Origin of the sequence: Archangium lipolyticum (assembly GCF_024623785.1) — a bacterium.
GTDB classification, from domain to species: Bacteria; Myxococcota; Myxococcia; order Myxococcales; family Myxococcaceae; genus Archangium; species Archangium lipolyticum.
The window spans coordinates 101,560-119,763 of record NZ_JANKBZ010000008.1 but is presented as its reverse complement, the minus strand read 5'-3'; the positions used below and the strand labels follow the sequence as shown (position 1 = coordinate 119,763).

The following is an 18,204-nucleotide window of genomic DNA, read 5'->3' as shown; positions in this document are numbered from 1 at the left end:
TCATCTATTTCCTGATGGGAGAAGACGGCGAGGCGAGTCGGCAGCTCGGCATGGCCCAGGCGTTGGACCCGGAGCACGTGCAGGTTCTCACCTTGGAGGCGGCGCTGGCACGTGAGTCGGCCGAGAAGGTGCGGCTCTACCGCCGCATCCTCCAGAAGCAGCCGCTGAACGAGATTGCACGCGGCAAGCTTCGTGAGCTGGGGGAAACGCCGTAGTTCCTGGCCTGGAGGCCGTAATGGGGCAGACGGATTCCAAGAAGAAGCTCGGGCGCTTCGAGCTACGAGTCTCCGAAGACGATCAGGACGTGGCCTATTTGCGCCTCCCGAGTCACCCCGGTGAGACCTGCAAGATGTCGAAGTCGATCAGGCTGGCCGAACTCATGGGTTCCTATACGAGCCCCCCGATGTGGTGCTCGACTTCGACCAGGATGGAGTCCTGGTCGGAATCGAGATCCTGGCGTGATGCCCTACGCCCCCAACCGCAGTCGTGCAGCCCGGGCAGCGACCCCCAGAGGGCACGTTGCAGCTTCTCGTTCATGGGACGCGTGTAGCGCAAAGGTCAGGATGCTGCGACATCGGTGGATTCTCCTGTGAATCTAAGTGCAGCAGGAGGGCCTACTGGTGTCGATGCCGACAATGGGAACAGGCGAGCATGTTCCGCCCAGTCGATGGCATGCTGCCGACGGGTATGTAACCGAAGCTTGATTGGAGCGTGGATGCGAATCAGGGAATCGACGGATGCGGACCTTTCGGAAATCCTGCGCTGGCTCAGCGACGAAGATGCGAGAGGTGTGGATGGCTGCTTCCACTGCAACCGCAACATTGTGAGCGGCGCCCATCAGAACGGCGAACTCTACGTGGCTGTAGAGCCATCCGAGGACAAGGCGGTGGCCTTCATCCTGGGCGGCACACGCGGCCCTGACATCCTGGCTGTTCGGGAGGAGTGGCGACGGCACGGTGTGGGGCGGCAGCTCGCGGAGTTCTGGCTGGAGGAAGCCAAGCGGTGTGATCTCTGCGTACTGGAGATTGAATGCGCGCCGAGGACATCCATCCGCTTCTGGCAGGCCATGGGCTTCGAGCTCTACGCCGATAATTACGCATTCAAGGTCATCGAGAAGACGTTCGATCTGCCGGGTGACGCTCAAGAAATTGCTGTCACCATCCGGTTCTTTCCCGAGCGGACGAATTGGGAAGATGGCGTCGAGCCGCTCATGGAGGTTTCGCCCCGAGCTGTCCGCCTGCACGGCGGGAAGATCGCGCTTGCCGAGCGCGTAACGTTCTTCAATCGCGGATGGCGGGGCGCATCCGTCGGCGATCCCGTGGTCGAAATCGAGGTCGAAGGTGCGCTCGTCTACCGGGACAAGGCGAAATACGACGAGGCCGAGGCTTTAGGCGTCAAAGGCGATTCCTTCGCCTTCAGCATCGACAGCCTGTTCTTGCCCGCTACTTAGGCGAGAGTGGGAATCTTCGTCGGGACGGCATGTGTCGCGTAGAAGCGTCGCGTGGTGCTCGGGCTCTTGTGGTTGAGGAAGGCTGCCACGGAGGCTGGGTCCGCTCCCTTCTCGATGGCCCAGGTGGCGACGGAGTGCCGAAACCGTCCCGGGGTGAAGGGCGGGATGCCCGCCGCCGTGCAGGCCCCCTTGATGGCCAGGGTGTACTTCTCGAAGCTGAACGAGCCCCGCGCCAACAGCCGCTTCCCGGCCTCCAGCACCTCGGCGGACACGGCGGTGCGCAAGGGCTCGCCGCTCTTGGTCTGCGGACACACCAGCACGCCCGCGATGCCCTCGGCCTCTCCCCGGTACGGCTCCACGCTGCCCATCTTGGCGAAGCGCACCAGCTCGGAGACGTGCCAGCCGGTGCCCGCCTGCACGTTCATCCCGTCACGCCAGTGAGGCGCGAGGTGCTCGCGGGCGAGGAGGTAGTGCTCCCGAGGAATCACCTTGGTCCGCTTCCACTGCTCGGGCCTGGCCTGGGGCACGGTGAGCCGCCCGAAGGTCGGATCCTCGGCCACCGAGAGGATGTGCTTCACCTTGCACAACCAGGAGTAGACGCGCTTGAGGAACACGAGCCGATCCCGCTGCTTCGTCACCCAGGTGGTCCGGGTCGGTTTCGAAGGCTGCCCGCGTTGTGCCCAGAGACAGGGGAGGGCAAAAGAAAAAGGGCGCCAAGTTTTCACCTGACGCCCTTCTTCAGCTCCCCGACGAGGACTCGAACCTCGGACCTAGTGATTAACAGTCACCCGCTCTACCGGCTGAGCTATCGGGGAATATGTCCGCTGCGCGTCGGCTGTTGGTGCCCGCCGCGACAACGAGGTGCTTTCTAAAGAACGGAGCCTGTCCTGTCAACATCCCGTTTTGACCCGCTCTCACGACTTCGCTCGGTTCCCTGGTCGGCGCTCGACGCACTGGCCCCCATCGCCACCGAGGCCCTCTCCCAGGTCCTCTCGGGCGCCGCCGCGGAGCGCGTGCTCGATCGCACCCTCCGCGCCCACCGGAACCTCTCCCGCGAGCAGCGTCAGGCCCTTGCCGAGGTCGTCTTCAACGTCGGCCTGTGGCGGCGTCGGCTCGGTTTCCTCCTGGGCAACCCGGACGCTCCCGCTCCCGCTCTCCTCTTCGCCTTCCTGCATGGGCTCGCCGGTGTCTCGGCCGGAGAGGCCGCCCGGCTCGCCGGAGTCCCGGCGCCCCTGGACCTCGTCTCAGAGGAGCCTCCGTCGCTCGCCCTTCGGTACTCGCTGCCGGACTGGCTCGCCGAGCACTTCTCCCGGGAGCTCGGCTCCTCCGCCGGGGACTTCTGCGCCCACCTCAATGTCCCAGGCCCCATCACGCTCCGGGTGAATCGATTCCGGACCAATCGTGAAGCCCTGGAGCACCGGCTGCGCTCCGAGGGTGTCGAGACCCGGCCCGGTTCGCTCAGCTCCCTCGCGCTCCACGTCGTGGGCCCCAGGCCCAACCTCTACGGGCTCACTTCCCTGCGCGAGGGTCTCTTCGAAGTGCAGGACGAGGGCAGTCAGCTCCTCGGCCTCCTCGTCGAGGCCCGGCCCGGGGAGACCGTGCTCGACCTGTGCGCCGGGGCCGGGGGCAAGACGCTTCAGCTCGGTGCTGACATGGAGAACCGCGGCCGGCTCCTCGCGTATGACCCGGATGCCGAGCGGCTCGATCGGCTCCTGCAACGCTCCGCCCGGGCGGGTCTGTCGATCGTCCAGGTGCTCCGGGCCCCTCCAGAGGGGGTGCTCGCCGACCGGGTGCTCGTGGATGCCCCGTGCTCGGAGCTGGGCTCCCTGCGTCGCGGGCCGGATCTGCGGTTCCGTCTCGAGCCCTCGTCCCTGTCCGTGTTGCCTCGGGAGCAACATGACATCCTCCTGCGCGCGCGCCGGCTCGTGCGCCCCGGGGGACGGTTGGTCTACGCGACCTGCACCGTCAATCGCGCGGAGAACGAGGCGGTGGTTCTTGGGTTCCTCCGCGAGGCCCCCGAGTTCCGCCTCGTGCCTCCCGGGGCCGGCTGGTTGGACCCCTCGTGTGTCCGGGATGGATTTTTGTTCTGTGCGCCCCATCTGCACGGGACCGATGGGTTCTTCGCCGCCGTGTTGGAGCGCGGGGACGGGTAGGGGGGTTGGAACCCAAGGGGGCAGGCACCCTCACCCTGGCCCTCTCCCGGGGGGAGAGGGGAGGTTGTCACTCGGACACGTCCTGCTCGAAGCACGCGGACACCCGCTCCCCGGGTGCTATGAAGGCGCCCGTGCGTTGGCTCAAGCCCCTCCCGCTTCGTCCTGGCGACACCGTTCATGTCGTCGCCCCCGCTGGGCCCTTCGATCGTCCCAGCTTCGAGGTCGGCCTCGGTGTCATCGGACAGCGTTATTCGCCTGTCCATCGGCCCGATCTCTTCGAGGCCTGGCGCTATCTCGCCGGCTCCGATGTCCGTCGTGCCGAGGAGCTGGCCCACGCCCTCACCGATCGTGACGCCCGCGCCGTCTTCTGTGCTCGTGGCGGTTATGGGGCCATGCGCCTCCTGCCGTCGCTCCCGCTCGCGGACACCGCGCCCACCGCGCTCGTGGGGTTCTCGGACATCACCGCCGTCCACCTGCCGCTCCAGGGGCTCGGCCGCGTCACCATCCACGGGCCCGTCCTCACCCACCTGGGCAAGCAGCCTCCCGAGGTCCAGGAGTATCTCTTCCGGCTCCTCGAATCCCCCGAGCCCCCGCCGCCCCTCGAGGGCAAGGCTTCCTACGTGCCCGGTGTCGTCGAGGGCCCGCTCCTCGGTGGCAACCTCTCCGTGCTCTCCCGTCTGCTGGGGACGCCCTACATGCCCTCGCTCGATGGGGCCGTCCTCTTCCTCGAGGACGTGGGCGAGCGCCCCTACCGGCTCGACCGCATGTGGACGCACCTGCGGCTCGCGGGCGTCTTCTCGCGGGTGCGCGGCATCGTGCTCGGCGACTTCACCGATTGCGACGAGAAGTCCGCCCCCTACGGCAGCGCCGACGTGCTCCGCTCGCTCGCCGAGGAGACGGGCCTGCCCTGTGCCGCCGGTTTCCCCGTCGGCCACGACATCCCCAACTACCCCATCGCGCTCGGCACCCAGGTGCGGTTGGATGCCGGCGCCGCGCGCCTCACCTTCCTCGAAGGAGCGGTGCAGGCATGAGCAGTCACCCCATCGCCAATCTCCAGAGCGCCCTCGAGGAGGCCGTCACGCTCGGCATCTTCCCGGCCGCCCAGGCCGTGGTGATGCACCGGGGCGTCCAGGTCTTCGGCGGCGTGGCCGGCAACGTCACCGGTGATACCCGCTTCGACCTGGCCTCCGTCACCAAGGTGCTCTGCACCACCTCGCTCTTCCTGCGCTTCTGGACCGAGGGGAAGGTAGGGCCGGAGACTCCGGTGGCCCGCTTCTTCCCGGGCTCGCCCGTGGGGGACTCGGGCGCCACGGTGGCGGACCTGCTCTACCACCGCTCCGGCCTGCCGCCCTTCGTGCCCTTCTTCGCCGAGGCGCTCTCCTCCACCCCCGAGCTCCTCGAGCCCTCGTGTCCCTCGGCCACCCGCGCCCGCGTCCGCGAGCAGGTCATCCAGGCCGCCGCGCGCACCCCGCTCGCGATCGCTCCCCGCACCGGGACCGCCTACAGCGACGTGGGCTTCATCCTCCTGGGGGAGATCCTCGCCCGGGTGGGGGGCGCGTCCCTGGACGTCCTCTTCTCGCGCCATGTCGCCGAGCCCCTGGGCCTCTCCGCGCGCTTCCACCGGCTCACCGACTTCCCCACCGATGGCCGCGTCGCCCCCACCGGCGCCACCCGGCCTCGCGAGCCCGCTCCCGGCCAGGAGGGCTTGTGGGGCGAGCTGCCCTCGCGTCCCGCCGTGCCCGGCGAGGTGGATGACGACAACGCCTGGGTGATGGACGGTGTGAGTGGCCATGCCGGGCTCTTCGGCACCGCGGTGGACGTGGCCCGCTTCGGTCAGGCCGTCCTCTCCGGCTGCGCGGGAGAGCCGAGCCTCGCCCCGGGCCCGCTCTGGCACCGCGCGCTGGCGTCGGATCCCATCGTGCAGGGCAGCACCCGCTCCATGGGCTTCGACTCACCCTCCCAGGGCCTGTCCAGCGCGGGCCACTTCATCGGCGACACTCCTCCGGGCGCGGTGGGCCACCTCGGCTTCACCGGCACGAGCCTCTGGGTGGACCTGCGCCGCACCCTCGTGGTGGCGCTCGTCACCAACCGCGTGGCGCACGGCCGCAAGGAGCTGCGCATCCGCGAATTCCGTCCCGTCTTCCACGACCTCGTCGTGGAAGCCCTCGGCCTCAACGACCTGACCCCGAAAGCACATGGCTGACGACAACGGCAACGTCCTCGAAACCATCTCCCCCGGCGCCGTGCGCCGCATCCACCTCGTCGGCGTGGCCGGCACCGGCATGGGCTCGTTCGCCGGCATGCTCAAGTCCGCCGGTTACGAAGTCACCGGCAGCGACGAGAACGTCTACCCGCCCATGAGCGACATGCTCCGCAACTGGGGCATCCAGGCGCTCACCCCGTACAGCCCGGAGAACCTCGAGGTGGCGAAGCCGGACCTCGTCATCATCGGCAACGTCATCCGCCGGGTGAACCCCGAGGCCACCGCCGTCCGCGAGCGCCGCATCCCCCAGATGAGCTTCCCGGCCGCGCTCGGCTCGCTCTTCCTGGACCGCTCGCACTCCGTCGTGGTGGCGGGCACGCACGGCAAGACGACCACGTCCTCGCTCATGGCCCACGTGCTGGTGGAGGCCGGGAGGGATCCGAGCTTCCTCGTGGGCGGCGTCACGCAGAACTACTCGGGCAACTACCGGGTGGGGAAGGGGGCGCACTTCGTCGTCGAAGGTGACGAGTACGACACCGCGTACTGGGACAAGGGCTCCAAGTTCCTCCACTACCGCCCGAAGACGGCCATCCTCACCAGCGTGGAGTTCGACCACGCGGACATCTTCAAGGATCTGCCGCACTACGAGGCCACCTTCGACAAGTTCGTCCGGCTGATTCCGAAGGATGGCCGGCTGGTGGTGTGCACCGCGTACCCCAACGCCGTGGAGCTCGCGAAGGCGTGCCAGGGCCAGGTGGTGACGTACGTGGCCAAGGAGGGCGCCGCGGCCGACTACACCCCGCGCGGCATCCGCTTCGGCCCCGAGGGCGCCCGCTTCGAGGTCATCGAGCGTGGTACCGCGCTGGGCACCGCGCTGCTGCCGCTCTCCGGCATGCACAACGTGGAGAACACGCTCGCCGTCGTCGCCGCGGCGCGCGGGCTGGGCCTCACCTTCGGGGAGATCGCCAAGGGACTGGCCACCTTCCGCGGGGTGAAGCGCCGCCAGGAGGTGCGTGGCGAGCCGGGGGGCATCCTCGTGGTGGACGACTTCGCGCACCACCCCACCGCGGTGCGCGAGACGATCTCCGCCATCCGCCACCGCTACCCGGAGCGCCGGCTGTGGGCCATCTTCGAGCCGCGCTCGAACACGAGCCGCCGCAACATCCACCAGGAGGACTACGCGCACTCCTTCACTGGCGCGGCGCGGGCCAGCCTCAAGGTGCCCGAGCGTCATGACAAGGTGCCCACCGGCGAGGAGCTGGACGTGCCCCGTGTCTGCGAGGAGCTGAAGGCCCAGGGCATCGCCGCCGACCACGCCGCGGACGTGCCCTCGCTCGTGGAGCGGGTGGCGCGCGAGGCGAAGTCCGGGGACGTGCTGCTCGTCATGAGCAACGGCGCCTTCGGGGGCTTCATCGACAAGCTGCTCGTCGCGCTGAAGACGCGCGTGGGGGAGCGCTAGACATGCGTCCTTTGCACCTCACCCTGGCCGCGCTCGCCCTGTCCGGCTGCGCGTCGAAGATGCCGCCGCTCACCGGGCCGGCTCCCGCCACCGCCTCCAGTGCCCTGGTGGCGTCCGAGTCCTCCGCGCCCGCGCCGCTCCAGTTCTCCGTGAAGCGCTACCCCGGCGGCGAGCCCCATGCCATCGCCAGTGACCGGGGCAGCGTGGTGCTGCTCGACGTGTGGGCCACCTGGTGCGAGCCCTGCCGCGATGCGCTGCCGATGTACGAGGATCTCGCGAAGCATTACGCCTCGCGCGGCCTGAAGGTGTACGCGCTCAACGTGGATGAGGACACCCGCGCCATCCCCGCCTTCTTGAAGGAGACGAAGGTGTCCCTGCCCGTGCTCCTCGACGCCAACGCCGAGGTGTCCGAGAAGGTGCTGCGGGTCCGCCTCATGCCCACCACGGTACTCATCGACCGCAAGGGCATGGTGCGCTACGTACACGAGGGCTTCGCCGAGGAGTTCCTCGCCAAGTACCAGATGGAGATCGAGCACCTGCTCGCCGAGCCCGCGAATTAGGAGAAGGAGGAGCCGCCATGTCCGACGAGTCGCCCGCCACCCTGCGCCGTATCGCCGAGGAGGGAGCCCGGCTCGCCGGACGGGTGCTCGCCGAGCGTTTCCAGGGCGAGCGCATCATCGAATACAAGGGCGGCATCGACCTGGTCACCGACGCGGACCGGGCGGCCGAGGAGACGGTGCTCGGCTTCATCCGCCAGCACTACCCGGGCCATGCGGTGCTGGCCGAGGAGAGCGGGGCCTCGCAGGGCTCGGGCCTGCGGTGGGTCGTTGATCCGCTGGATGGCACGACGAACTACGCGCACCGGGTGCCGCACTTCTGCGTGAGCGTGGGCGTGGAGGGGCCGGAGGGCGTGCTCGCCGGGGCCATCTACAACCCCATGTTGGACGAGCTCTTCTCCGCGGCGCGAGGGGAGGGGGCCACGCTCAACGGCCAGCCCCTGCGAGCCTCGGGCTCCACGGAGCTGGGGCACGCCCTGCTGTGCACGGGCTTCCCCTACGACGTGCACCAGCGGCCCGAGGGCCCGGTGGGGCTGCTGCGGCGCTTCATCGTCCGGGCGCAGGGCATGCGCCGCACGGGCAGCGCCGCGTTGGACCTGGCCTACGTGGCCGCCGGCCGCTTCGACGGCTTCTTCGAGTTCGGCCTCAAGCCCTGGGACGTGGCGGCGGGCTCGCTGCTCGTCCAGGAGGCCGGTGGGACGATGGTGCGCATCGACGGCGCTCCCTTCCGGGTGGGCGTGGGCGATGTGCTCGCCTGCGCGCCGGGCCTGGCCCAGCAGCTCCTCACCGAGAGCCGGGGCTTCCTCGCCGACATCGGCTGGACGCCCAGGGCCCCGGTCTCCTGAGCGCCTAGAAGAAGCTCTCCGGCACGAAGACGATGTCCCCCGGGCGGAGGGAGAAGTTCTTCTCCAGCCCGTCGCGGATGTCCTTCACCGGGACGCGGATCTTCTGCTGCTGGCCCTCCGCCTGCCGCGCCACGTGGGTGCCATTGGGCGAGGCCAGCTTGGTGAGCCCGCCGGCCATGGTGATGGCCTCGATGATGGTCATCCCCTCCACGTAGGTGAACGTGCCCGGCTTCTGGACCTCGCCGAAGACGAAGACCTTCTTGGAGTTGTACTCGCGGATGGCGACGGACACGTCGGGGTGCCGCAGGTAGCGGGCCAGGCACTGGCGCAGCGCGTCTGCGGCGGTGCCGGAGGTGAGGCCCGCCAGGTGGATCTTCCCGCACAGCGGGTAGTCGATGGTGCCCTCGGGGGACACGGCCCACACTCCCGAGTGCTCCGGCTCCTGGTAGACGCGCACATCCACCAGGTCTCCCGCGCCCAGGGTGCGGCTGGTATCGGAGGCGTCGGGGTCCGAGGAGGTGGGGATGGCCGCGGCGTCGAGCGTCGCCGGGGCGGGAGCGGTGGTACGGCACGCGGTCAGCGCGCCGAGCAGCAGCACGAGCAGGGAAAGGGAGCGCATCACGAAGGCCGTCTCAATACGTCACGGTCACCCGAAGATACCCTTCGTGGCGGGTGTAGTTGATGCCCCCGGCTTGCTCGTCCGTGGATGTCCGGACGTTCAACAGGTAGCCGACCCCTCCGATGAGCCATCGCTCGAACTGGTACTGGGGGCCCAGGTCCAGCCGGAAGAGCGTGTCGCGCCGTGCTCCCTCGGCGCCCAGCGATTCGGGGTTCTGGAAGCTCAGGTAGTCGTAGGAGACGGTGCCTCGCAGGGTCAGCCGGCCACCGAGCAGCGCCTGTCCCTCCAGGTACCCCCGGTCATCCCGGAACAGGTCGAACTTCGCCACCGGCTGCAGGGTGCGCGAGTAGCCAATCTTGATGCTGGCCGTCTGGCTCAACAGGTAGCTGGCCTCGAGCTGCGCGAGCAGGGTGCCCGCGTACTCGGCACCGAAGTCCTTGCCCCAGCCCGCCCGGGCCGTCACGGAGATCTTCGGAGTGACCAGACCCGATACACCCGCCGTGGCGTTCAGCAGCAGGGCCGGGTTGGTGCCGCTCTGGAAGTAGCTGCGGTAGTTGAACTGGGTGTCCACCACCAACGCCGTCTTGGGCAGGAAGCGCCAGCGGCCCTGCAGGCTCGCCCGCAGGTTGCTGTAGTCGAAGTCGTTCACCTGCAGCGGGTCGCACGCGCGCGTGTCGTCGCAACCCACCGGGGCCACGGCTCCGAGCGGCTTGAAGAACTCCACACCCCACGACACCTGGGGCGTTACCTCCAGGGCGCCACCGCCGGGCCGCAACGGCACGGCTACCCGGGCCTCGTTGAAGAGGGACAGGACGCCCGCGCCGAGCGCCGCGCTGGTCGTGCGGTCCGAGCGCTCGAAGTGGTCTCCCACCTCCACGGACACGGGGGCCTCGCGGTTGAAGGTGACCTTGAGGTCCCCCAGCCCCTCGACGTGGGAGACGGCCGTGGAACCGGGCGTCAGCAGGCCGGTGTAGTGGACGTAGTCCACGTAGCCCGTCATGTTCACGGACACCGAGGAGCCGGGCAGCTCCAGCACGAACCCGGGCCGGATGTGCAGCAGGGCCTCGCTGGAGAGCGAGTCCATCACCACACCGGGGACCGTGTTGCCCGGTGGCGGGAAATAGCCGGCCGCGCTGTCCACCCGCGTCTCGAGGTCGAACGTCGGGTGCAGCCGGCCCTCACCCACCTTGATGCCGTTGCCGCCCACACCGATCGGCGAGGTCTGTCCGAGCGCGAGCGCGGGCCACAGCGCCATCATCGCCAGCAGGCACCCGGCCCTGGACCGGGCCCTCTTGTTGGCTTGCTGCGTCATGAAAACCGTCGGAACCCCGAGCCCGGGGTCATAGCACGCGCATCCCCGCCCGCTGAAATGACTTCCTCGTGTTCAAAAGCCCTCGGAGGCTCGCAGGCAGGGGCAGTAGCCGGACTGGAATCATTCGATGGGGCTGGCGGGAGGCGGACGGATGGTGACCTCTTCGATGGGGCGCGGCCGGGTGGGGTCTCCGCCGGGCAGGTCCTTGGGCTCCTCCACCTCCACCGACAGGTTCTCGTCCGTGCGGAAGGCCAGCTGCCCGATGCACTCCTCGGCCTCGCCGCGCAGCTGGGTCACCTTCTGCTGGGCGATCATCACCTTGGTGTACTCGTGCTCGCTGGAGGAGGTCTCCTGCCGGGCCACGGCCTCCTGGAGCGCCACGTCGGACTGCTCGGAGATGCGCAGCAAGCCCTTGATTTGAGTGAGCTTCTCGTTGACGCAGTTGAGCTTCACCACGTCCTTGGCGCGCCGGGCCTCCTCGAGCTTGCCCAGCACGTCCCGGAGCACGTCGCGCATGCCGGTGAGCGCCTGGGTGCTGCGCTTGAGCTTGTCCGGAGCCGGCACGTCGCTGGCCTTCTCCAGGATGGGCAGGGCGGCGGGCGCGGGACGGGGGACGGACTGGGCCACCGCCAGCCCGCTCACGAGCACCACCGCCAGCATTCCGATGTAGCGCATGTCCTTCACTCCTGGGCCGCAGCGCACGGACCCGACGCTAGAGAGCCGGTTCGGGGGTGTCAACGCGGAGCCGCTCACGCCTGCCTGGCCGCGAGCCGGGCATTGGCCTCGCGCACTCGCGCCGACAGGATGCGCGCGATGTTGATGACGACGAAGGTGAAGCCGTCGCGGTGGCTCTGACGGAAGGTGGACAGATGCTGGGCGGTGAGCCGCAGCAGCACCGCCTCCGAGCGCGCCCGCACCGTGGCGGAGCGGTACTCCTTGTCGATGAGGCTCATCTCCCCGAAGAAGTCCGGAGCGGTGAGCACCGTGAGGGGCCGGGGCACCCCACCGCCGTCCCGCCGCACCACCTCCACCTCGCCACGCACGATGACGTAGAGACTGTCGCCCAGCTCGCCTTCCTCGAAGACGAGCTCTCCCGCGGTGTAGCGCCGCTGCTCGGCCAGCTCGGCCAGATGCGCCAGCTCCGTGCTGGAGAGCATCTCGAACAGCGGCGAGGACGAAATGACGGCCAGCTTTTCCATGTCTCCCGACCCCCCGGGATGCAGGTTGCCCGATCCGAGCCTACCCTCCGGGCGAGAAGAGGAACGGGTAGGCCACCGAGACTTCGTCATCTGGTTTGAAGGGGAACACCCAGCTGCGGACGACGGTGCGGATGCAACTGCCCACCGCGTCGCTGCCCAGGGTGTTTTCCTCGATTTCGATGTCCGCGGGGCGCCCGGAAGGCATGATGTTGAAGCGCACCGTCACCTTGCCCCGGAGCTGGGGGTTGCGCTTGAGCTCCTTCTCGTAGCAGTTCCGGATGGCGCTGAGGCGTGCCTTGATGTAGCGATTGAGCGCATCGCGATCCACCTCGGCGCTGTCCACCTCGGGGGTCGCGCTGGTGACCTGGCCGGAGACCTCGGCCTCCTTCTTGGTGCCCAGGTCCACCTTGCCGCCGCCCTTGGTGCCGAGCTCGCCAATGTCGGCCACGCTGCCGCTGACACCGCCGCGCGGGCCACTGGCGCCCACCGCGGCCTGGTTGGCGATGCCCACGCCGCCCGCGCCGGCCAGCGCCGACGCGATGTCTCCGCCACCGGTGCTGCCACCGAGCACGTCCGAGAACGCGCCTCCGCCACCGCCCGAGGAGCCGAGGATCTTCAGCAGGCCCTTGCCGGCCACCTTCTTCGCCATCTCGGCGCGCCGGGCGGCGGCCTCCTCCGGGGTGGAGGGCTTGGACGAAGCCTCCGCGGGCTTCTCCTCCGTGGCCTTCGGCTTCTCGGGCTTCTTCTCGGGGGCCGCCTGGGCCGTCTCGGTGGCCTGCTTCTTGGGCTCCTCCTGCTTGGGCGGCGGAATGAACACGCGGGCGAAGCGATCATCCAACTGGTCCAGCTCGAGCTCGGGCTCGGGCGGGGGCTCGGAGGCGATGATCACCGCCGCGCCGGAGAAGTGCAGCAGCAGCGAGGCGGCCAGGATGCCGAAGAACATCCGGTCCATGGTCCGCCAGCTGCCACCCTGGAGGTCCGGAGGGAGCTTGGGCTTCTCGGAGTCGGGTGGAGGCGTGACGAACTGGAAGAAGAGGCGCAGGTCCTTGTCGAGCTGAACGACTCCGCGGGCGCTCTCCTGAAGGGGCAGGACGTACTGGTCGGCCCGCTCCATGGCCATGCCCTGCTTGCGCAGCGCCTGGAAGTCCACGTCCGAGGAGCCGAGGTTCACCCGGCCCTGCATGTCGTCGGTGAAGACCAGGTTGTACTGGTTGGCCTTGTACTCGAAGACGGGGAAGCTGGCCGGCAGGTCCGGAAGGGGCAGGACGAGGGAGTTCTTCGGATCCTGGCCGACGGTGAAGTCGCCGGGCTTGCGCAGGTGGCGCTCCTCGAGGATGCGCCCATCCTGGACGAGGCCAACGCGGAGGATCCGGCTCTGCTGAGGGGAAGCCATGTTTCTTCTCTGGGACCCTTCCTACCCTAGAAAGGTTCCTTCTCCACGCTCTTGACGACCTTGGGAACGAAGCTCTCGGCCTTGTTGAGCTCGTCGAAGCTCAGGTTGCCGCGAGGGAGGACGTAGAAGGCCTGGGGTTTCTGGATGCGGCCCTCGACGGTGATGGCGTCCAGGCGGATGACCTTCTTCTTCTTGGTCTCCTTGTCCTTGGACTCGGAGCCAGAGGCGGCCGGTTCCTGCGCCAGCACGGGCGCGGAGGCGAGCAGCAGCAGCAGGGCGAGGGCTGGGCGCATGGGCGGGCTCACTTCTTGTCGTCGGCCACTGTACCCGAGCCCGGGGCCGGACGGGCAGGGGGCGTGCGCTTCTTGGGGGCAGGTGTAGGAGACTGGGCGGAATCGGGTGCCGGAGTGTCGGCCTTGGACGGAGGCTCGGTATTCGCCTGGGCCTCGGCGGCCTTCTTCTTCTCCTCCTCTGCCTTCTGGGCCTTGCGGAGTTGGTTCTGCTTCTCGCGCTCGCGCCGCTTCTCCTCCCGCGTGATGCCCTTCCTGGCCTCCTTGACGTAATCCTCCACGCGCTCGTCCTGGCCGCCCTTCGAGCGGTACTGGTCGAAGAAGGTGAGGGCGGTCTGGAGCCGGACGATGGCGTCCAGGTCCTGCGGCTCGGCGTCGAGGTGGAGGATGGCGAGGTTGAAGTAGGTGTCCGGCAGGTCCGGCGCGAGGCGGAGCACCTGTTGGTACTCGGCGAGCGCACGGGCGAAGTCTCCCTGGCCGCGCAATGCGTTGCCGAGGTTGAGCCGGGCGGAGACGAAGTCGGGCGCGGCCTGGACGGCGGCCTCCAACTCCTGGATGGCGGCGGGGTAGTCCTGGGCCTCGTTGAGCAGGGCGCCGAGGTTGTTGCGCGCCTCGGCGAAGTCCGGCTTCAGCTCCGAGGCCTTCTTGAAGGACTCCAGGGCGGCGGGCTTCGCCTTGAGCCCGAGGAGCACCAACCCGAGGGCATTGTGCGTGGCGGGATCGTCCGGGGCGATCTCCCGGGCGTTGTTCAGCACCATCCTGGCCAGCTCGTACTTGCGCTCGCGGTAGTACACCTGGGCGAGCAACTGCATGGCGCGCACGTTGCGCTCGTCCGCCTTGAGGACGCGCTTGGCCTCTGTGGCGGCCGCGTCGAGCTTCTTCTGGCACAACAGTGCCTGCACGAGCGCGATGTGCGGGGCGATGGCATCGGGCTTCGCCTGGAGCTGCTCACGGAGCTGCGCCTCGGCCTGGGCAGCGCGGCCGGTGCGGCACTGGAGGCGGGTGAGGTTGTCCCAGGCGGCCTGCTGCTCCGGCTTCAGCGCCAGGGCCTGACGGTAGGCGCGCTCGGCCTCGTCGCTCTTGCCCAGACGCTCCTGGACAATGCCGAGGTTCGTCCACGCGGTGGCGTCCTTCGGTTGCCGGTCCGCCTTCGTCTTCATCGCGGACTCGGCGGTGTTCAGCTCGCCACGCTGGGCCACGGACAGCAGGTCGGCGGCGGGAGGGGTTGCCTTCCGGTCCGGAGCCGGAGCGGTCTGCTTGCTGGACTCACCGGCTGGGGAGGGGGCCTTCGTGTCCGGGCCCACATCGGGCGTGGTGGCGCAGGCGGAGGCGAGCAGGAGGAGGCCGGGAACGAGCAGTCGGCGCATCTTCATTTCGCACCTTCCTCTGATACCGGCTGCTGCGCCCGTGGGGTGTTGCCTGGACCGTCCAACAGGCCCTCGGGATAGAGCGGCTCCGAGGAGATGGCGTTCTTCGCCTCCTTGAGCACCGGGTACTCGGTGGGCCGGAAGCGGTTGAGTGCCTCGAGCGTCTTCTTCGTCCACTCGTTGGAGATGCGGAAGTTGCGTGCTTGCTCGAGGGTACCGGCGTAGCGCTCGACGGCCTTGTCCTGCAGCACCGACGTCTCCTGCGCGAGCCCGTCCTGGTAGACCGCCACCGCCTCATCGCCGAGCCGCTTCACCTCGGGCGGGACGGGGGTCTCGATCATGGTGTTGGCGAAGCGTTCCAGCGTATCGCCCTGGCGATAGAACGCGGCGAGCGTCCACTCGGCGGTCTTGTAGGGGATGACGCGTGTGTAGACCTCGGTGACGGATTTCGCCGCGGCCTTCTTGGCGGCGAAGCTGCGCTCCAGCGCCTTGCCGCTGCCACCGATCTTGAGCTTGTCGAACTTGCGGAACTCGGCCTCGGCGATCTGGAACCGGCTGTAGGCGGCGGCGTCCGCGGCGAGCGGTTGGGCCTCCGGTTGGAGCTTGCGGCGGTCGAACTCGGAGGCGGCGGACTCGTAGGCGCGCAGGGCCTCCTTCTCGTTCTTCAGCTTCATCCACGCGTTGCCCATGCGGCGCCTGGCGTCCACCACGAGCTCCACCTGGGCGGGCCGCGAGGAGAACTTGCGGACGAAGGCCTCCAGCACGCGGATCTCCCCCTTCCAGTCCTCCTGCTTCTCCAGGACGATGGCGGCCTGGAACTGGTTGCGCGGGGCGTCCTCGGCGTTGGGGAAGAGCTCGGCGTAGCGCTGGAAGGCGGCGGCGGCCTCGGTGTAGCGCTGCTGGCCCTCGAGCAGGCGCGCGGCGTTGTAGAGCGCGGCCTCGCGGTCCTTCGAGGCGGGGTAGTCCTTCACCAGCTTCTGGTAGCTGGTCACCGCCTTGTCGAAGTCGTACGAGCTCTCCGCGTTCACCGCCACGCGGAAGAGCGCTCCAGAGGCCAGGGACGAGGAGGGGTACTCGCGGAAGACGCGCTCGTACAGCTTGAGGGCCGAGTCGAAGCGGCGCGTCTTCTCGTAGGCCACGGCGGCGTTGTTGAGGGCCTTGTCGGCGAACTCGTGTTGGGGGGCCTCGTCCACGAGCTGGATGTACTTGGCGGCGGCCTCCTCGTACTTGCCCTCGGCGAGCAACTGGTCGGCGAGCTTGAAGCGGCCGGAGAGTTTGTGGCCGACCAGCTCCTTGTGGATGTCGCTGTTGGGGTCGATGGTGCCCTTGTTGTCGGCGAGCTTGCCACTGACCTCCTCGAGGCCCCTCCAGTCCTTGTCGATGAGGAAGGTCTCCACGATGAGGTTGGTGGAGGAGCGGGCCACCTCATGCTGGGGGTACGTCTGGATGATGGCCTCGAAGCGCCGGCGCGCCTCGGGGAAGTCGTCGTGGGCGTAGTACAGCTCCGCCGCCGTGTAGGCGACCTTGGGGGCGGGCTCGTCCTTCGGCAGCTTCGCCACGTATACGTCCGAGGCGGCCACCAGCTTCGCTTCCAGGTCGGAGAGCGGCGAGGGCTGCACCTTCTGGCCCTCGGGGCGATCCCTGGAGAGCAGCGTGGGGCGTGGAGACTGCTTGCCGGCCTTGATGTCCGCCTCGAGCTGCTTCTGCCAGGCGAACACCGCGCTCTGGGTCGAGTCGGCGAAGTACTTCCTGCCCAGGGTCGAGTCGCGCACGGCCTCGTAGTGCTTCGCCGCCTCGCCGAACTGGAGCGAGTAGTAGAGGCAGTCGGCGTAGTAGAACTCCATCTCGTAGGCGTTCTTGCTGCGCGGGAAGCGCTGCAGGTACTTGCCGTAGGCGATGGCGGCCGTCTTGTAGCTCGCGGTGGCCTCGTCGAACCTGCCCTCCTTCTTGAACACCCGAGCCTGCTCGTGGTGGTAGAGGGCGCTGGCGGTGAGGCTCTTCTCGGCGAGGTCGTCCGCGGCGGCCAGCACATCCGGCTCGTTCTGGTGCTTCTGGTACCACTCGGAGCCGGGTGCGTAGAGCTCGGAGAGCTTCTGGGACTCGGCGGTGGCCTCCGTCAGCTTGCGGTCGCGCTGGTAGGCCTGGACGATCTTCTGGTGGACCAGCGGCGCGTCCGGCGCGAGCGGGTCCTTCTGCAACACGAGCCGGTAGGCCGCGATGGCCGCGTCGTGGTGGGTCTGGTCGAAGTAGACGTCGCCCAGACGGCGGTACACCTCGGCTTCATAGGGCCGGGGGCCGAGCCTCGCGAAGAACGCCTGGGCCTTGTCGAGGCCACCCCACGTCTCGTCGGCGAAGGAGATGGCGGTGTACTGGAGCGCTTCCTTGCGCAGATCTCCACCGTTCGCCTCGTCGCCCTTGGCGGCGCTCTGGGCCTCGTAGAAATCCACCAGCGCGACGAAGCGGGTGACCGCCTCGTCGAAGCGGTCCATGCGGTAGTACGTCCACCCCAGCTTGTAGAGGGCCCTGTCGTAGAGCGAGTGCGAGGTGTTCTTGATGGCCTGCTCGTAGGCCGCCGCCGCCTTGGCGAGCGCGTCCGGCTCGCTGTAGGCGTCGAAGTAGTACTCGCCAATGCGCACCCAGGCATCGGTGGTGAAGCGGCTGGTGGGGTAGCGGGCGATGAGCTGCTGATAGGCGGCGAGGCTCTCCTCGAAGGAGCCCTGCTCCGCCAGGCAGTAGCCGAGCAGGTACCAGGTGCTGTCGTTGAGCCGGTAGTCCGGGAAGCGGGAGAGGAGCTGCCGGTAGAGGTCGATGGAGGGGCTGAAGTCCGCCTTGGGCTCGGGAGGAGGCTCGGCCCCCTCGGGGAGGCTGTTCAGCAGCTCCGTCTGCTGGCGCTGGGCCAGCATCTGCGTGTCGCTGGTGCGCTCGAAGTACAGCTCCGCCAGGCGGAACATCACGTCCGGCGTGTAGCGCGGCTCGTCGGGGTAGCGCCGGAGGAACTCCTCGAAGCGCGCGATGGCCTCCTGCCGATCCTGGCGCTGCTGCGTCTCCAGCTCGGAGATGGCCTTCTCGTACGACTTCGACACCTGGTCGCGCTTCTGCTGGTACTTGCGCTCGATGAGCTGCTGCACCTCCTGCCGGAACGCGCGCGACTCCTCCTCGTAGCGCTGGACGGCCTCGCTCAGCTCCTCCAACAGCTTCTCCTGCTCGGGCGTGCGGCCCAGGCCCTCGAAGCGTGAGCGTGCCCGTGGCTGCTCCGGGGCCGGGGCCCGCGCGGCGGACTCCGGACGTGCCGCGTCCTGCGCGGCGGCACGCGCGGTGGCCAGCGTCAGCAGGGTGAGCAGCAGGGGGCGTCGCATT

The 18,204-nt window shown here is 68.7% G+C and carries 18 protein-coding genes and 1 tRNA gene; 9 read left to right on the top strand and 10 right to left on the bottom strand.

The genetic code is table 11. The features are described 5' to 3' along the window. Nucleotides 1-14 precede the first annotated feature (14 nt). The 3 genes from NR810_RS19135 (at nucleotide 15) to NR810_RS19130 (ending at nucleotide 1,450) form a co-directional block, all read left to right on the top strand. Nucleotides 15-215 carry a hypothetical protein gene (locus NR810_RS19135; protein WP_257454291.1) on the top strand — a complete coding sequence of 67 codons (201 nt, stop codon included), beginning with the start codon at nucleotides 15-17 and terminating at the stop codon, nucleotides 213-215. A 127-nt stretch (nucleotides 216-342) separates the two neighbouring features. Continuing rightward, complete coding sequence (locus NR810_RS52820; RefSeq protein WP_407653803.1) at nucleotides 343-462, top strand: DUF2283 domain-containing protein; 120 nt, start codon at nucleotides 343-345, stop codon at nucleotides 460-462. 253 nt (nucleotides 463-715) lie between these two features. Continuing rightward, a complete protein-coding gene (locus tag NR810_RS19130) occupies nucleotides 716-1,450 on the top strand; it encodes a GNAT family N-acetyltransferase (protein WP_257454289.1) in 735 nt (244 codons plus the stop codon). Here the strand turns inward: NR810_RS19130 and NR810_RS52605 are convergent. Together NR810_RS52605 and NR810_RS19120 are read right to left on the bottom strand one after the other, a co-directional pair. Next, the gene (locus NR810_RS52605; RefSeq protein ID WP_257454288.1) at nucleotides 1,447-2,088 is read right to left on the bottom strand and encodes a site-specific integrase; all 642 of its coding nucleotides are present in this window, start codon (nucleotides 2,086-2,088) and stop codon (nucleotides 1,447-1,449) included. The genes NR810_RS19130 and NR810_RS52605 overlap by 4 nt on opposite strands. 104 nt (nucleotides 2,089-2,192) lie before the next feature. Beyond that, nucleotides 2,193-2,265, bottom strand: a tRNA-Asn gene (locus NR810_RS19120). Nucleotides 2,266-2,463: 198 nt separating this feature from the next. Here NR810_RS19120 and NR810_RS19115 point away from each other — a divergent pair. The 6 genes from NR810_RS19115 (at nucleotide 2,464) to NR810_RS19090 (ending at nucleotide 8,667) form a co-directional block, all read left to right on the top strand. Beyond that, nucleotides 2,464-3,603, top strand: coding sequence for an RsmB/NOP family class I SAM-dependent RNA methyltransferase (locus NR810_RS19115; protein WP_407653799.1), 1,140 nt, complete (start codon nucleotides 2,464-2,466; stop codon nucleotides 3,601-3,603). Nucleotides 3,604-3,722: 119 nt separating this feature from the next. Continuing rightward, entirely contained in the window at nucleotides 3,723-4,634 is a 912-nt protein-coding gene (locus NR810_RS19110) for a S66 peptidase family protein (RefSeq protein ID WP_257454286.1), read from the top strand. Further along, nucleotides 4,631-5,806 carry a serine hydrolase domain-containing protein gene (locus NR810_RS19105; protein ID WP_257454285.1) on the top strand — a complete coding sequence of 392 codons (1,176 nt, stop codon included), beginning with the start codon at nucleotides 4,631-4,633 and terminating at the stop codon, nucleotides 5,804-5,806. The genes NR810_RS19110 and NR810_RS19105 overlap by 4 nt, the downstream gene beginning before the upstream one ends. Then, a complete protein-coding gene (mpl, locus tag NR810_RS19100; protein ID WP_257454283.1) occupies nucleotides 5,799-7,265 on the top strand; it encodes a UDP-N-acetylmuramate:L-alanyl-gamma-D-glutamyl-meso-diaminopimelate ligase in 1,467 nt (488 codons plus the stop codon). Before NR810_RS19105 ends, mpl begins: the two co-directional genes overlap by 8 nt. Before the next feature lie 2 nt (nucleotides 7,266-7,267). Next, complete coding sequence (locus NR810_RS19095; protein ID WP_257454281.1) at nucleotides 7,268-7,825, top strand: TlpA disulfide reductase family protein; 558 nt, start codon at nucleotides 7,268-7,270, stop codon at nucleotides 7,823-7,825. Between the two features lie 17 nt (nucleotides 7,826-7,842). Further along, complete coding sequence (locus tag NR810_RS19090; RefSeq protein ID WP_257454279.1) at nucleotides 7,843-8,667, top strand: inositol monophosphatase family protein; 825 nt, start codon at nucleotides 7,843-7,845, stop codon at nucleotides 8,665-8,667. Between the two features lie 4 nt (nucleotides 8,668-8,671). On the opposite strand, the gene NR810_RS19085 is transcribed toward NR810_RS19090, so the two are convergent. The 8 genes from NR810_RS19085 to NR810_RS19050 all read right to left on the bottom strand — a co-directional run bounded on the left by NR810_RS19085 (nucleotide 8,672) and on the right by NR810_RS19050 (nucleotide 18,203). Next, nucleotides 8,672-9,286: a polysaccharide biosynthesis/export family protein gene (locus NR810_RS19085; protein WP_257454708.1), complete on the bottom strand. Its 615-nt coding sequence runs from the start codon at nucleotides 9,284-9,286 to the stop codon at nucleotides 8,672-8,674. A 13-nt stretch (nucleotides 9,287-9,299) separates the two neighbouring features. Continuing rightward, a complete protein-coding gene (locus tag NR810_RS19080) occupies nucleotides 9,300-10,598 on the bottom strand; it encodes a hypothetical protein (protein ID WP_257454278.1) in 1,299 nt (432 codons plus the stop codon). A 120-nt stretch (nucleotides 10,599-10,718) separates the two neighbouring features. Continuing rightward, nucleotides 10,719-11,273 carry a hypothetical protein gene (locus tag NR810_RS19075; RefSeq protein WP_257454276.1) on the bottom strand — a complete coding sequence of 185 codons (555 nt, stop codon included), beginning with the start codon at nucleotides 11,271-11,273 and terminating at the stop codon, nucleotides 10,719-10,721. Nucleotides 11,274-11,347: 74 nt separating this feature from the next. Next, nucleotides 11,348-11,797, bottom strand: coding sequence for a cyclic nucleotide-binding domain-containing protein (locus tag NR810_RS19070; protein ID WP_257454274.1), 450 nt, complete (start codon nucleotides 11,795-11,797; stop codon nucleotides 11,348-11,350). Between the two features lie 40 nt (nucleotides 11,798-11,837). Continuing rightward, nucleotides 11,838-13,190, bottom strand: a complete 1,353-nt coding sequence (locus NR810_RS19065) for an AgmX/PglI C-terminal domain-containing protein (RefSeq protein WP_257454272.1) — start codon at nucleotides 13,188-13,190, stop codon at nucleotides 11,838-11,840. Nucleotides 13,191-13,216: 26 nt separating this feature from the next. Next, the gene (locus tag NR810_RS19060) at nucleotides 13,217-13,483 is read right to left on the bottom strand and encodes a hypothetical protein (protein WP_257454270.1); all 267 of its coding nucleotides are present in this window, start codon (nucleotides 13,481-13,483) and stop codon (nucleotides 13,217-13,219) included. 8 nt (nucleotides 13,484-13,491) lie between these two features. Further along, the gene (locus tag NR810_RS19055; protein WP_257454268.1) at nucleotides 13,492-14,853 is read right to left on the bottom strand and encodes a tetratricopeptide repeat protein; all 1,362 of its coding nucleotides are present in this window, start codon (nucleotides 14,851-14,853) and stop codon (nucleotides 13,492-13,494) included. Further along, nucleotides 14,850-18,203, bottom strand: a complete 3,354-nt coding sequence (locus tag NR810_RS19050; RefSeq protein ID WP_257454266.1) for a tetratricopeptide repeat protein — start codon at nucleotides 18,201-18,203, stop codon at nucleotides 14,850-14,852. Before NR810_RS19050 ends, NR810_RS19055 begins: the two co-directional genes overlap by 4 nt. Between the last annotated feature and the right edge of the window lies 1 nt (nucleotide 18,204).

Coding starts and splice junctions, on each gene's coding strand:
- NR810_RS19135 (WP_257454291.1), top strand. CDS start 15: ATGGGAGAAGACGGCGAGGCGAGTCGGCAGCTCGGCATGGCCCAGGCG.
- NR810_RS19130 (WP_257454289.1), top strand. CDS start 716: ATGCGAATCAGGGAATCGACGGATGCGGACCTTTCGGAAATCCTGCGC.
- NR810_RS19110 (WP_257454286.1), top strand. CDS start 3,723: ATGAAGGCGCCCGTGCGTTGGCTCAAGCCCCTCCCGCTTCGTCCTGGC.
- NR810_RS19105 (WP_257454285.1), top strand. CDS start 4,631: ATGAGCAGTCACCCCATCGCCAATCTCCAGAGCGCCCTCGAGGAGGCC.
- mpl (WP_257454283.1), top strand. CDS start 5,799: ATGGCTGACGACAACGGCAACGTCCTCGAAACCATCTCCCCCGGCGCC.
- NR810_RS19095 (WP_257454281.1), top strand. CDS start 7,268: ATGCGTCCTTTGCACCTCACCCTGGCCGCGCTCGCCCTGTCCGGCTGC.
- NR810_RS19090 (WP_257454279.1), top strand. CDS start 7,843: ATGTCCGACGAGTCGCCCGCCACCCTGCGCCGTATCGCCGAGGAGGGA.
- NR810_RS19085 (WP_257454708.1), bottom strand. CDS start 9,286: ATGCGCTCCCTTTCCCTGCTCGTGCTGCTGCTCGGCGCGCTGACCGCG.
- NR810_RS19080 (WP_257454278.1), bottom strand. CDS start 10,598: ATGACGCAGCAAGCCAACAAGAGGGCCCGGTCCAGGGCCGGGTGCCTG.
- NR810_RS19075 (WP_257454276.1), bottom strand. CDS start 11,273: ATGCGCTACATCGGAATGCTGGCGGTGGTGCTCGTGAGCGGGCTGGCG.
- NR810_RS19070 (WP_257454274.1), bottom strand. CDS start 11,797: ATGGAAAAGCTGGCCGTCATTTCGTCCTCGCCGCTGTTCGAGATGCTC.
- NR810_RS19065 (WP_257454272.1), bottom strand. CDS start 13,190: ATGGCTTCCCCTCAGCAGAGCCGGATCCTCCGCGTTGGCCTCGTCCAG.
- NR810_RS19060 (WP_257454270.1), bottom strand. CDS start 13,483: ATGCGCCCAGCCCTCGCCCTGCTGCTGCTGCTCGCCTCCGCGCCCGTG.
- NR810_RS19055 (WP_257454268.1), bottom strand. CDS start 14,853: ATGAAGATGCGCCGACTGCTCGTTCCCGGCCTCCTCCTGCTCGCCTCC.
- NR810_RS19050 (WP_257454266.1), bottom strand. CDS start 18,203: ATGCGACGCCCCCTGCTGCTCACCCTGCTGACGCTGGCCACCGCGCGT.